General features: G+C 39.4%; 12 protein-coding genes. 7 read left to right on the top strand and 5 right to left on the bottom strand.

Going from position 1 to position 13728, the window contains the following annotated elements; all coding sequences use genetic code 11:
- Positions 1-62: 62 nt before the first annotated feature.
- Positions 63-1388: a globin-coupled sensor protein gene (locus PBAT_RS08810; RefSeq protein ID WP_068648627.1), complete on the bottom strand. Its 1326-nt coding sequence runs from the start codon at positions 1386-1388 to the stop codon at positions 63-65.
- 473 nt (positions 1389-1861) lie between these two features.
- On the opposite strand from PBAT_RS08810, the gene PBAT_RS08805 reads away from it, so the two are divergent.
- A complete protein-coding gene (locus tag PBAT_RS08805; RefSeq protein WP_068649047.1) occupies positions 1862-2842 on the top strand; it encodes a ring-cleaving dioxygenase in 981 nt (326 codons plus the stop codon).
- Between the two features lie 169 nt (positions 2843-3011).
- On the opposite strand, the gene PBAT_RS08800 is transcribed toward PBAT_RS08805, so the two are convergent.
- Positions 3012-4361 carry a lytic polysaccharide monooxygenase gene (locus PBAT_RS08800; protein WP_068648625.1) on the bottom strand — a complete coding sequence of 450 codons (1350 nt, stop codon included), beginning with the start codon at positions 4359-4361 and terminating at the stop codon, positions 3012-3014.
- Positions 4362-4838: 477 nt separating this feature from the next.
- Between PBAT_RS08800 and PBAT_RS08795 the strand changes: the two genes are divergently transcribed.
- Complete coding sequence (locus tag PBAT_RS08795) at positions 4839-6098, top strand: chitinase (protein ID WP_188016961.1); 1260 nt, start codon at positions 4839-4841, stop codon at positions 6096-6098.
- 102 nt (positions 6099-6200) lie between these two features.
- Here PBAT_RS08795 and PBAT_RS08790 read toward each other — a convergent pair whose 3' ends face one another.
- On the bottom strand, positions 6201-6896 hold the full coding sequence (locus tag PBAT_RS08790) for a hypothetical protein (protein WP_149466357.1): 696 nt from the start codon (positions 6894-6896) through the stop codon (positions 6201-6203).
- A 345-nt stretch (positions 6897-7241) separates the two neighbouring features.
- On the opposite strand from PBAT_RS08790, the gene PBAT_RS08785 reads away from it, so the two are divergent.
- Positions 7242-7895 (top strand): SDR family NAD(P)-dependent oxidoreductase, encoded by a 654-nt coding sequence (locus tag PBAT_RS08785; protein ID WP_068648619.1) that lies wholly within the window; start codon positions 7242-7244, stop codon positions 7893-7895.
- Positions 7896-7987: 92 nt separating this feature from the next.
- On the opposite strand, the gene PBAT_RS08780 is transcribed toward PBAT_RS08785, so the two are convergent.
- Positions 7988-9346 (bottom strand): lytic polysaccharide monooxygenase, encoded by a 1359-nt coding sequence (locus tag PBAT_RS08780; protein ID WP_068649045.1) that lies wholly within the window; start codon positions 9344-9346, stop codon positions 7988-7990.
- 676 nt (positions 9347-10022) lie between these two features.
- Between PBAT_RS08780 and PBAT_RS08775 the strand changes: the two genes are divergently transcribed.
- From PBAT_RS08775 to PBAT_RS08765, 4 genes are all read left to right on the top strand, one after another.
- Positions 10023-10961, top strand: a complete 939-nt coding sequence (locus PBAT_RS08775) for an aldo/keto reductase family protein (RefSeq protein ID WP_068648618.1) — start codon at positions 10023-10025, stop codon at positions 10959-10961.
- Between the two features lie 436 nt (positions 10962-11397).
- The gene (locus PBAT_RS25555; RefSeq protein WP_169810096.1) at positions 11398-11535 is read left to right on the top strand and encodes a hypothetical protein; all 138 of its coding nucleotides are present in this window, start codon (positions 11398-11400) and stop codon (positions 11533-11535) included.
- Positions 11536-11689: 154 nt separating this feature from the next.
- The gene (locus PBAT_RS08770) at positions 11690-12205 is read left to right on the top strand and encodes a GNAT family N-acetyltransferase (protein ID WP_068648616.1); all 516 of its coding nucleotides are present in this window, start codon (positions 11690-11692) and stop codon (positions 12203-12205) included.
- 55 nt (positions 12206-12260) lie between these two features.
- Entirely contained in the window at positions 12261-12725 is a 465-nt protein-coding gene (locus PBAT_RS08765) for a hypothetical protein (protein WP_068648614.1), read from the top strand.
- Positions 12726-12913: 188 nt separating this feature from the next.
- Here PBAT_RS08765 and PBAT_RS08760 read toward each other — a convergent pair whose 3' ends face one another.
- A complete protein-coding gene (locus tag PBAT_RS08760) occupies positions 12914-13687 on the bottom strand; it encodes a YqcI/YcgG family protein (RefSeq protein WP_068648612.1) in 774 nt (257 codons plus the stop codon).
- Positions 13688-13728: the final 41 nt, after the last annotated feature.

The raw sequence follows: 13728 nt of genomic DNA, 5'->3' as shown, positions 1-13728 counted from the left end.
TGAATTATCTGTTATATTAACGGCTAGTTCAATCGGTGGGGTATTTTGTTGATGAGCATTATTTAGATGTTTTTAGTCGTGTGAGATAACGTTTCTGCCGAAGTTGCAACTTTATCTGTCGAGGAACCAATCTCCTGAATTACGCCGACTAAGGATCTAATTTCATTCTCCACACTGTTAATTTCATTCATATTACTTTCCATAGACTCAATAATATGATCAAATACAGCTTTAGTTTCATTAGATTCATTCTGACCAGCTTCAACTTGGATATTTACTTCTTTAATAGAATTAACAACCTCAGTCGTATATTCTCTTGATTGTTGGATGAGATCAGTAATTCTACTTACACTATCCCTTGTATCCCCTGATAATTTCTGAACTTCTTTAGCAACAACACTAAATCCTCTTCCATGCTCCCCAGCTCTTGCCGATTCTATAGCAGCATTTAAAGATAACATTTTCGTTTGTTTCGCAATATCTTGAACGATATTGATGATATTGGTTATTTGTTCAAATGAATCGTTAAAATTCATAACATTATTTCTCATGACTTTGGTACTTTCACTTATTAACATAATTCTTTCAGATAGTTGCTGAAGTTTGTCTTTGCCTTCACTTGCTAAAGATTGTGTTTCATTTACCTTTTCAATAGAATGCATAAAAGAGCTATTAACCTGATTACTGCTAGCGACTAATTCTAGCACAGATGAACTTGTTTGCTCTGATAAGGAAGCTAGTTCTTCTGTAGCCGCAGTTATTTTACCCTTAAGGTTATCTTTTACATTAGAATAGACGACTTCTCTATGAAGCATATTTTCTTTCTCATACGCTTCTAGCACCAATTGCTGTTCGAAATTAAGTAATTTACTTATGACTTTACTAATTCGAAGGCTTTCTTTATGGTTGTTTATATTTCGGTCAACGACATCAAAAAGAGCATTTTGTAGATTCTGAAATGCACCCATGTACCATTTGGGTTCTAAACCTATGGCTTGATGAACTTTTGCAATCTTTAGTCGTTTTTCGATAAATTCAGAATCAATATTACCACTAAACATTTCAATTAAATGATTTCGGAGCGTCAGTTTTAGTCTTTCAACTGTACTATTATTCTTTATGATTTGTTCGAGAACTTTAACGTCAAGCACCGTCTGATAAAAAGATGCCGTTATTTCATCTATATGTTGTGTTATTAACGGTTGAATTGCTTTTAATAACTTAACATCTTCTTCTTGTAAATTAATCATGATCATTTGCCGTGCAGTATCACTATTTGAATCAATGTCTATATTTACGTGCTGGCTAGTTGCCTTTTCTAACCACTCGGATTTAGGAGTAGAGGAACTAAACTTTTTTGCTAATCCGGAAAAAGGGCATTTGTCCAATGAACTCACTTCCTTATTAGTCGTATTATTTAAGTAGGGACAAAGAATAGTCTTATTAACTAAGGAGATTTCAATTATAAAATGTAATTTGACTCGAGATGTTTTACTAATATCTGTTCGTCATATTTCCACATTATTCTACAGCACCTATGTTCTTAAGTAAAAACATATTTTAGTTTTTTTGAAACTGTATGTGGGTGGATTAATGGAGAAATAATGGGCAGTCTTTGACAGTGATTCATATGATAGCTTGTTATCAGAAGTACTTAAGGTACAACTATTTCCACGAATTCGTATTTTTGAGGTATGTACAAAGAGTGAATATACAATAATAAGATAAGGAGAGTGACATTGTATGTTATCCGTGATATAATATCTTTAAGTTAAGATTTAATGATTAAAGGTAAATGTTGAACCTAAATAACATGACATAAAAAATAGATGCGGAGGAATTAATAATGAATGAATTAAAATTGAATGATTTAAAAGGAATACACCATGTAACAGCCATTACAAGTAGTGCAGAAAAGAACTATGAGTTCTTCACGCATGTGTTAGGTATGCGTCTAGTAAAGAAAACAGTGAACCAAGATGACATTCAGACGTATCACTTATTTTTTGCAGATGACGCAGGTAGTGCGGGTACAGATATGACGTTCTTCGATTTCCCTGGCATTGCCAAAGGTGTACACGGTACAAATGAAATTTCTAAAACATCTTTCCGTGTACCAAGTGATGCAGCGTTAGATTACTGGGTGAAACGTTTGGATCGACTAGAAGTGAAACATACAGGCATTAAAGAACAATTTGGTAAAAAGAATCTTTCTTTTGTTGACTTTGATGATCAACAATATCAATTGATTTCAGATGAGAATAATGAAGGTGTTGCCGCAGGTACACCATGGCAAAAGGGACCGGTTCCCTTAGAATATGCCATCACAGGTTTAGGCCCAATACATGTTCGAGTGGCTCATTTCGATCACTTTAAAGAGATATTGGAAAAAGTTCTATTATTTAAAGAAATAGATAAGGCAGGTTCAGTCCATTTATTCGAAGTGGGTGAAGGTGGGAATGGTGCACAAATTATTGTAGAGCATAATGTGATTCTTCCACAAGCAAGACAAGGATACGGTACTGTCCATCATGCGGCATTCCGTGTTGAGGATCGTTCAGTGTTAGAACATTGGATTGAACGTTTACAACAATTTGGTCTTCAATCGTCGGGCTATGTGGATCGCCACTTTTTCGAGTCACTTTACGCAAGAGTTGCACCACAGATTCTATTTGAGTTCGCAACCGATGGTCCAGGATTTATGGGAGATGAACCTTATGAAACACTTGGAGAGAAATTATCTTTACCTCCATTCCTAGAACCTAAACGTGAACAGATTGAAAAATTAGTACGTCCGATTGATACCGTACGAAGCACACAAGAATTTAACAAAGAAGAGTAAAAAGCATTCGTAACGATGATATACGTTCAAATAACAAAACCACGAAGTACAGTATTCTGTACTTCGTGGTTTTTTTGTTGCATGTGAATGTCATATTGTAAGTAGATCATGAACATTCACACAGAATGTAATATGCATGTTTAGGATGGGGATTATATGATCATTTTATTTACTGCAGTAACCATAATGCAGGTACATTTGAAGGTTCCCAACCAGCTAATGATGTATGGGGTTGACGACATGAGTACACTGAACCATTGTAGGATACTAACGTTCCTAATGTGTAAGCTGTGTTCGCTGCCCAAGCCGCTGTTGTTGGCGCAACTGCAGTGGTGCCATTTACGGTACTGGCTGTTGATTGATTGGCCGCGGCATCGACCGCATACACATTGAAAGTATATACAGTGGCTGGGTTAAGCCCTGTTACAGTATAATCCGTAGTTGTTCCAGGTACAGATGCAACGAGTTGCGTTCCATTAAAAATGCGATAACCAGTAACGCTAACATTGTCAAGTGATGCATTCCACATTAACTGAATGGTTGAGGACGTAGGGGTTCCCATTACATGTAAGCCCCCAGGTGCTGTTGGAGCTTGGGTGTCCATAGGGTCAGGTGCATTTGTAGTCACGCTTACAACATTACTTCCAATTGAGACGTTACCAGCAGCGTCTATCGCCTTGGCGCTAAAGGTATAGGCGGTATTCGCGGTAAGTCCGGTTGCGGAGTAATTTAATGTTGTGCCAGATACAGTAGCAGCTAAGGTTGATCCTTTAAATATTTGATAGCCAGTTACACCTACATTATCTGTTGATGCATTCCAAGCTAACGAAACGCTGGTGGATGTTTTACCAGTTGATGTAAGAGCTGATGGTGCTGAAGGTGCTAGGGTATCGACAGGATTGCTACCGCTAAAGTTGACATCTATGACATTATAGAAGGCATTAGCAGTATCAGAGATTTCCCACACAGCCAAGATTACTTGGTAACCACTGCGAGCAGGCACGTTGCATGTGTCTGAATATGTGAATGGCGGTTGTTTACCCCCATAATTCACTGAGCAGAAGGGAGTCAAGTCGAATGAATCCCGAGTAAGAACGGCGTTAGGATTCCAGTTGGCCTTTGTAATATAATACTTCCAACTTGTTGTTGCATGAGCAGCCGATATCTTCCAGTTAAAGGTATTAGTACCGGCCGTTATGTTTACTTTAGACCACCGAGTTGCAGTTTGTTCATCAAGATTTGGAAAAGCGCCATTGGCACTTGCGATCTTCCCATCAGCAGGTCCAGCAGCAGGGAATCCTTTAGGTGCTTCCAGACTCTGTGGTTCATAAATGATTGATCCGCAATTCGTGTTCTGCCCAGATTTACATAGTGCTGCGCGGCTTGCAGGTCCATCGATATATCCGTGTGCATAAGAATTTCCAGCGAATAACAAAGTACTTACCGATGCTAACAAGACGATACAACTGTACACTAAAAATTTTGCCATAGAAAAATTAAAAAGACGCAAAGATGACATTTAATTACTCCTCCTTTAAATTGGGGACCCACTTAACAACGACTGATTCCAGTTAAACCTTAAATATATATTTCAAATTACACCTCCTTTTTGTTGTTGAAACGAATTTATATACATTCACTGGAAAGTGACTGTATTCTGTACTTGATTTGTACTTGATAATAATTCATATAACTTAAGGCTATTTTTATTACATAATTATGGTAAAAGAATATAAAAAATGTTTAATTTACCCAATTTACTTGCTGATCACAAATTAATGCGATTAATTTGTAAATATAAGGGGACACGTTGATGTAAGTTCCTAATTGCCGACAATCATGTGACAAGATTTTGGACGTGTCGAAATACACACATGTTCTTGTCGAATGAAAAAGTTGTATTGACTATTTGCATGCAGGTAATTGGAACTATTTACAATAAATTTACATTTCCTATAATATAGTAATGATTTACAATATAAGTAAAAAAAGGAGAATGAATGTGTCTAAAAGGAATTATCAAGTATCTAACCGTCTGATTCATCGGACCCTATGTTTATCTCTAGGCGCTGTTCTACTAGCTTCCCCGTTGAGTGTTTCAGCTGCAGAAATCAGTAGCAAGGTCGTTAGTGAGAATAAGGTAACTATTACTTCCTCAATTAGTGTAAACGGTTTCAAGGGTAGCGCACTTGCCGTTGGCGAGAACCATTTCCTAACGCTCAAGGAGATTGAGAACAAATGGGGTGGCATCGATCCTGACTATAAGCCAGATCAAGCCATAACAGCGGTTAAAGAGGTGTTACCACAAAAGGAATACGAGAGTTTGTTCCCTTATCGATTAGGTTCACCTGAGTGGTATAAAGCTGCCAAAGGTAAAGAGTATTATAAAGAGGATCAAGTGGACTATTTCTCTTATGACAATTTGATTGCGGCCGTAACAGAGGTCTCAAATATTAAATTAAAGATTAGTACCCGTAAAGGAAGTACTAGCGCTCAGGAGATTCAAAGATTGGACAAGGAAGCGAGAATTGAGACACTGATATCCCGTTCATCTGACTTCAACTCATCGGATAACCTGAAGAAGGAAATCGATACGGTTATCGTCGATTTTGGAACATTCCTAAAGGAAGGGTTCAAGAAGGATCGTAAGCGTGAACTTGCTGCATTTCTAGCAAACCTAGCACATGAGACAGGAGGAGGTTGGGCAACCGCACCAGGTGGGGAATTGAAATGGGGACTGTTCTGGAATGAGAATATTGCAGGTCGGACAGGCGTGAATAAGGATGCCTTCGTCGATCCAGCAACTAGTGAACTTTATCCAGGCGTGAAAGATAAGCGTTACTATGGACGGGGACCCATCATGATGAGCTGGAACTTCAACTATGGATTATTTAGTTCTATCATTTATGGGGACAAAAACGTGCTGCTTAGTAAGCCGGAAATCATCTCAGCAGACGGAAAAGTTGGGTTCATGACTGCTATTCTGTTCTGGATGACACCGCAAGCACCTAAGCCTTCAGCTCACGATGTTATTATTAATAAGTGGAAGCCTGCGAAAGAGGATATTGCGAAAGGCTTGAGCCAACCGGGGTTTGGGATAACTATTATGGTTCTTAATGGCTTGGAGACGAATCTGGGTGAGACGGAAGGCAGTTCTGTTAAACGTCGTGCGGGGCACTATCGCGATATCACAAGTAGGATGGGTGTAGATATCACGGGTGAGAAAATAGACACATTAGGCATGAAACCTTTTTAACGAAAGATGACAATAAAAAGGTGAAGCAGGTTGTATTTCCTGCTTCACCTTTTTTATGTTTGTAAGAGGGTCGAGTACTTCGATTATAATTCATTCTTATGACTAAATATCTGAGCTTATAAAGACTGAATATACAGCGCTTTGTGTAACATTCATATTTAAAAATAGAGAAATGGCATCATTTCTTATGACAGGGTCACCTACTATATTACTGGTCCAAGTTACTGTAGCAGGCGCTAGCACATATGGTGCATTATTTGATACACGTACAGGCTGAGATCCAATATCTGATGGTCTAATCGAAAAAATGATAGTACCAGTAATAACTGCTGTTGTCATTAGCGTTATAGTAGATATGATGTTATTTACTAAAGGTGTTACAGCATTATTAATAACATCAAAGCATATCTGATAAAGATAACTTCCAACGGGTAAATTATTTGTATTTATTGATCCTGAAAATCCAACAATATTCCCATTTGCTGCATCGACAAATGGAATTGTCTGCGACAAGGCTCCTGGTGAACCTGATACTCGTTGAAAACCCGTATTGGCGCCTCCAAATAGAATAGCTTTTGTAAATGTAGTAGGTGTTGACCCCGTGGCCCCCGTAGCTCCAGCAACGCCGGCAACGCCGTTAGCCCCGGTAGGACCTTTAAGTACTTTAACTATAATATTTTGTGGAGGACATGTTACTTGAACGACTTTCTTTTTACAAATGATAATATCCTGACATTTCTTTTCTTTCTTTGAACGACATAAGCTTTTACTTTTATTATGATAATGATGAGATCTCAAGATATACACCTACACCTCCTACCAAGATCTATCATATTATGTGGGTTGGCTAGAAGTAGCATGGACTGGTATCCACAAGATTAAATTTCGTTTGAAATGATCTTAGGAAACTAGAGAGAAATGAACATTCAGGCACTTTGATTACATATATAAACGAAAAAACTAATTGTTTGACCTCAGTGAAGTTTCTACTTGATAGTACAAATGCTGTTGTATTTATTTAGCTTCTTGTATTTTTAAGCTCGTATTGAAATTTTGAATATAAATACAATCATTTCTATTGGAATAATAGGATACTACATAGTAAATTTAGGGAATATTAAATAGTAGAGGAGCTAATAAACGATGAGTAAACCCTTATTGGTTATTGTTGGAGCAGGATCTGGCGTGAGCGCGGGCGTTGCAAGGAAATTTGGTGCAAACGGATTTCGAGTCGTACTTGTAGCAAGAAATCAGCATTCTCTAGATCAATATACAAGTGAACTGGCTGAACAGGATGTGGAGGCTTATAGTATAACCGCTGATGCATCAGATGGTCATTCGTTAACGAATGCTTTTCATCAAATTATACAGAAATTCGGGACGCCAGAAGTGTTAGTATATAATGCAGCCGCAATAAGTAAAAGTGATCCACAGACATTGACTGAGACAGAATTACAAGAAGATTTTAAAGTGAATGTGTCAGGTGCACTTACGAGTGCTCAGCAAGTGATTCCGGCGTTCATAGAACAGAATAAGGGTACGATCATATTTACGGGCGGGGGACTTGCAGTGGCACCTTCGTCTAAATATACTTCCTTATCGATTGGTAAAGCAGGCATTCGGGCATTGGCATTCGCTTTAGCTGAAGAGTTGAATCCTAATGGGGTACATGTGGGTACAGTTACAATAACTGGAAATGTATCTCCTGGTACATTCTTTGATCCGGATCTCATCGCAGAACGTTATTGGGAATTACATACGAATAAGGATCTGAAGGAAATCGTATACGCTCAATAACATCAGAACACAACTATTATGTTGTAACAATATTGAATAAGCATGATGTTACCTTCTAGAGGAGACATCATGCTTATTTTAATAATCTAAATTCACTTTAATAACCACAGAGCAGGAACGATAGGAGGCTCCCACCCAGTAAGTGTGGTATGAGCTTGACGACAAGCATAGGTAGATCCGTTATAGGTAACTAGCGCGCCTACTGCGTAATGAGTGTTTGCTTTCCACTCAGATTCTGTAGGTGTTGTAGGAGCAGGTGCGGTTGTAGCATTTACTGTACTTGCAATGGATTGATTGCCAGCTGCATCAAGGGCATTAACACTGAATATATAATTTGTATTGGCACTTAGTCCTGTTACAGTATAATCCGTGACGGCCCCTGAAATAGTCGTTAACAATGTCTTTCCATTGTATATACGGTAACCAATGACGCCGACATCATCTGTCGATTTGTTCCACATTAACTGTAAGCTAGATGAAGTGGGTACTCCCATGATGTGCAAACCACCGGGTGCTGTTGGTGCTTGTGTATCGATAGTTGGTGGAGCATCTGTGGTTACACTCACAGAATTACTAGCAACAGAGATATTTCCAGCCGCGTCAATCGCTTTAATATTAAAAGTGTACGCGGTATTCGGAGTTAATCCAGTTAAGGTGGTACTGTGTGCTGTTCCAGATACGTTAGTAACGAAAGAAGTTCCATTAAAAATTTGATAGTTAGTTACGCCAACATTATCGGAAGCTGCCTTCCAGTTCAATGACACACTGTTCGTAGTTATAGACGTAGAAGTCAATGTCGATGGTGCAGTAGGTGCTTGTGTATCTACAGGGTTGCTTCCGCTAAAATTCACATCAATCACGTTATAGAAAGCATTTGCAGTATCAGCAATTTCCCATACAGCCAAGATGACATGGTATCCGCTTCGTTCGGGAACATAGCAAGTATCGGTGTAGGAAAAGGGCGGTTGAACCCCATTATAATTTACTGAACAGAATGGAGAGAGATCGAAGGAATCCCTTGTCAGGGGTGCATTAGGATTCCAGTTAGGTTTCGTAATATAGTATTTCCAACTTGACGTAGCGTGTGCCGCGGAAATCTTCCAAGTAAATGTATTTCTTCCGGGGGATAAGTTAACCTTGGACCAACGGGTAGCAGATTGCTCATCAAGTTTAGAGAATGCTCCGTTTGCGCTTGCGATTTTACCGTCGACAGGCCCCTTTTCAGGGAATCCCTTCGATGCTTCAAGGCTTTGTGGTTCGTAGATAATGGATCCACAATCCTTATTCAGACCAGATTTACATAGCGCAGCACGGCTAGCAGGGCCTTCGATGTAACCGTGGCCAAATGCTGTATTAGGTAATAGAAGTAGAATGCCGGTAACAATCAATAGAATACTGCAAAAGGTAATTATTTTGGATCCAGACGGCTGCGTTAAACGAAAAGATGTCATCATATTAGGTCTCCTTTGATTTAGCGATATAGGACTCGTTCAGATCTGAGCGTTTAGCAACTTAAAGCTCTTGTCTAAAGAGTAAATACGTGGGTTCGCGTATCGTCTCCTATCATAGTTATGGTGAATATTGTTAATGGCGTTAATGAAGATTGTACGACACTTGGATAACTTTTATGAGAGACTAAGGAATCAATTCTATAAATTAGTTGTCATATCGATAGAAATATTAGAAGAATAGATAGAAAATTCTAGTAAGCCTATGTATTTTGAGATATATACTCGCATTATGTAGTGTTGAGATACAGGAATGCACGAACCCAATGGTCAGATCATGTTGAAAAAAGAGTGGGACTTATGGTAAATGCAAACCAAATTTATGTATATCAATGAGAGTAGGAGAGTAAACGATGGATACCAATGCCATTTTTACGATCTGTTCTTGTTTACGTATAGGCTATTTGGCATGTGATGTTTGAGCAAATATTATATGATATCTTCTCATGGGGATTTTGCACCATATCGGCGCGATTTCCTTGCACGGAGTGTCGTGAAACATTGGTGAAACAAGGCTATTCAGACGGATAATCATGGTGTACCATTGAGGTGCACTTTCCTTTATGCACATGGTAGATCGACATATTTATAAACTCTATAACTCAAGGAGGAATATGAAATGAAGTACCGGAGATTAGGTGGGAGTGGGCTTAAGGTTAGCGAAATCAGTCTAGGAAGCTGGCTTACATATGGTGGGTATGTTGAACGTGAGCATGCTGTGAACGCCATTAAGACGGCATATGATCTGGGGATTAACTTCTTTGATACAGCGAATGTATATGAGAAGGGCGCAGCTGAGGAACTGGTAGGAAAGGCACTGAAGGCATATCCACGCGAGTCTTACGTATTGGCTACCAAAGCGTTCTGGCCGATGGGAGAAGGTCCGAACGACCGTGGATTATCACGCAAGCATGTGATAGAGCAGGTGAATGCGAGCTTAATGCGGCTTGGCCATGAGTATGTAGATATTTTCTACTGTCACCGACATGATCCAGAGACCCCCATACATGAAACGCTACGCGCTATAGATGACCTTATCCGTCAAGGCAAAGTGTTATATGTCGGCGTGAGTGAATGGCAGGCTTCCCAAATTGCAGAAGCATTGGGTGTTGCCGACCGTTACTTGCTTGACCGCATCGTAGTGAATCAGCCTAAATACAATATGTTTGATCGTTACATTGAGAAGGAAATTATGCCGCTCAGCGAACGATCAGGCATCGGGCAGGTCGTATTCTCTCCGCTTGCACAGGGTCTTTTGACAGGAAAGTATACATCCGCTTTCGATATTCCGACTGACAGCCGTGCTGCCAAAATCGAATGGGTACGTAAAGGCATCACGGCAGAGAGAATTAACCAGGTGAAGCAGCTAGAGGTCATTGCTGGAGACTTTGGGATCTCTGTAGGAAACCTCGCACTCGCATGGATTCTACGTAACTCCAATGTAGCCAGCGCACTAGTCGGTGCAAGTCGCCCAGAGCAAGTAACAGAGAATGCTAATGCTTCTGGTATTGAGTTAAGAGAAGATATTATTACTCAGATTGAAGATATACTGAAGTAAATAAGGTTACGGATCCTTTGTTGCTTATGTTGGTGGTGTAGGTGCTGTGCTGGGTTCTATTATCGTTATCGGGGCTATTGTCATGGCGTAGCTTTCTATCGGAATTCCCTACAAATATATGATTCGTGGTAGTTGGCGTGGTTATTTTCAATGTTATGACCCGTAACAAGAGAAAATAGTTTAATGTTATGTTGTTATCTGAAGTATGCGGAGGAGCGATATTTACAGCTTTTTCGCCTTTTTTTTTGCGTGTAGTGGATGACATATGCAACTAACTCAGAGAAAATGGTTGTGTTCGGCCATACACTGGCATTCAATCTACATGGATATGAAGCGATATAGTTTAGAGAGATAGATATGAAAAGTCACTGTACTTTTATTACCATTCATATAACATAGTATATGGTATATAAATACATATGAGCTAATCCTATTCTTGATGATCCCTTTTATTTGGGATTGGGGTTGGTTAATGGGTTGGATTAATGACAAACAATCTGAGGGTTCTATGATCTCAAGTTGGGTACTTCATGGTTGTGCCAACACGGTAGCTTCCATCATAGTAAATGTTTAACTGTATATAGACTATGGAATTAGAGTAGACCTAAGTTTAGCTATGGAGTTAGGTGAAATCGAATTAAAATTAAACAAAGAATGTTTAAACTCAATGAACAAGAGCAAGTTGATAGATTTTGAAAAGAAATAGCATTCTCTAGGGAGGGATAATTATGGCTAATCAAGTGGAAATAGAAGAATTACATACCCTTGGTAATCATATGGATGAGCTATCGGAAATATTAATGAAAGTCGTAGAAGATGGTGCATCGATAGGGTTCTTACCCCCGGTAAATCGTGAGGAAGCTGAACACTATTGGGGAAATGTATTAGAACCTGGAGTCATACTTTTTGTTGCAACAATTAACAAAGTCATCGTGGGCACTGTACAACTGCAATTGTGTACGAAGAGAAACGGTAGTCATAGAGCCGAAATTGCAAAATTAATGACACATCCTAATTATCGACGTAATGGCATCGGTCGTGCACTTATGCAAACGGTTGATGAAAGAGCCAAGCTAGAGGGGAGATCATTATTAGTTCTCGATACTAGAGAAGGCGATCCTTCCAATCTCCTATACACCTCAGTAGGGTATACTCAAGCCGGACGGATTCCCAACTATGCGAAATCTGCAAGTGGTGAATTAGATGCTACGATTTATTATTATAAAAGTAGTAAAGGCGGTTGAACAAGTAACATGGGATGTCAATAATACGCTGGTAGGATGAGGAGTTGCAATGTAGATGGGAGTTCATATAGTAGGAATATTTGCGATAGTACTAATTTTACTACCCAACATCATATTTGCATTTCTTCCGCCAAAGCATGTTCCATCGAATTTACGAAATACACATATATTCATAACGGTATTAGAACAGGTAGGGCGTTTCACCTGCTTAACTCTTCCTATAGTATTTGGTATCACAATTGCAGAACAAAATATGAACTTTATAGTTGTTCTATTGGGTGTATGCATTGTACTTTACTATAGCTGTTGGATTCGCTTCTATATAAAAGGCAGAGCGTATGATCAATTGTTTAAGCCACTAGGATTTATCCCGGTTCCCATGGCGGTATTTCCTGCATTGTATTTTATCATGATGGGAGTGTGGCTTGAATCGTTGATATTCCTTATACCCGCGGTGTTGTTCTCGATTGGACACCTTGTGGCAAGTTGGAATCAATATAGACAAATAAATCCTAGTTAGTTAGCTATAAACGGGCGCCTATGAATATAGGTACTATCACTTACTTGTTTTGTATACAAGTCAAATTAGGTATGTTTTATCACGTCCACATGTGGTTAGAAATCATCATGCTATCCTGTTGAAATGTATACTGTATACGAATGAGGCATCTCACACACAAATAGAGTGTGTAAAAGATGCCTCTAGTTTTACTTGTGAAATATCAGCTTTAGTGACTTGGCTTTGTTCTTCATATACGTATACGGGCATTTGGATGGAACACTCTCATCATCTCGTAGAAAATACTGTCTCCACTCCAGATTGTCTTCTTGCCCATACCATTTCAAAGATGGATGTGCTGGGATATTATCGTATTCGACCAACTTGTTGCGTATCAGCTTCTTCATATTCCGGCCCATTACTGTTGAATCATTGATTTCATCAAATACCCAGCGAGGCTGAAATGCGATGACAAAATAGGGTGTGTGACGGCTTCTCCGAAGCACATGTGCTGGGGTTGCGCAGAACGCGAAATAAGGATGCCCATCGAAACAGAATTCCCATGAATGGTGAGAAGGGTCAGTGGGTATTTGATCTGGCCAGGGCGTCGTATCGGCTGCGGTTACTCTAGTTAAGACGGACCAGAATATTTGTTCATATTCTTCAATAGAGAAGTCTTCGGATAGGTCCTTGGGGGACTCAAAGAAAATAACAAGCGAAGCGTATTTACCTGTATCTCGTGAGCAATTACCATATTCCTGAAGTAATTGGGCAACTTCCGTAATCGCTTGATCACTTCTCGGATCTGCTGCGAAACCGAATCGTAGATGATTAGACAGAAATCCCTGACGTCCGGGGATACAGGGGTACGAACCACTAGGTTCAGCAATCATAGACGTGAACTGGCTAAACGCATCCTGCTGCCAATCGGGTAGTTCAACCGTATGTGCTTCCAGCCATACTTTAGTATTCAAATGGGCCATCTCAATTAAACCCTCCTCGTTAAGTACAAAACATACTATGC

Source organism: Paenibacillus antarcticus, from assembly GCF_001637225.1.
Taxonomy (GTDB): domain Bacteria; phylum Bacillota; class Bacilli; order Paenibacillales; family Paenibacillaceae; genus Paenibacillus_AQ; species Paenibacillus_AQ antarcticus.
This window is presented reverse-complemented; position numbering and strand designations above follow the sequence as displayed.

Excerpts from the sequence above, each read along its gene's own strand:
- PBAT_RS08765 (WP_068648614.1), top strand. The coding sequence starts at position 12,261 with ATGGGAGTTCATATAGTAGGAATATTTGCGATAGTACTAATTTTACTA.
- PBAT_RS08780 (WP_068649045.1), bottom strand. The coding sequence starts at position 9,346 with ATGACATCTTTTCGTTTAACGCAGCCGTCTGGATCCAAAATAATTACC.
- PBAT_RS08760 (WP_068648612.1), bottom strand. The coding sequence starts at position 13,687 with ATGGCCCATTTGAATACTAAAGTATGGCTGGAAGCACATACGGTTGAA.
- PBAT_RS08785 (WP_068648619.1), top strand. The coding sequence starts at position 7,242 with ATGAGTAAACCCTTATTGGTTATTGTTGGAGCAGGATCTGGCGTGAGC.
- PBAT_RS08775 (WP_068648618.1), top strand. The coding sequence starts at position 10,023 with ATGAAGTACCGGAGATTAGGTGGGAGTGGGCTTAAGGTTAGCGAAATC.
- PBAT_RS08795 (WP_188016961.1), top strand. The coding sequence starts at position 4,839 with ATGAATGTGTCTAAAAGGAATTATCAAGTATCTAACCGTCTGATTCAT.
- PBAT_RS08800 (WP_068648625.1), bottom strand. The coding sequence starts at position 4,361 with ATGTCATCTTTGCGTCTTTTTAATTTTTCTATGGCAAAATTTTTAGTG.
- PBAT_RS08770 (WP_068648616.1), top strand. The coding sequence starts at position 11,690 with ATGGCTAATCAAGTGGAAATAGAAGAATTACATACCCTTGGTAATCAT.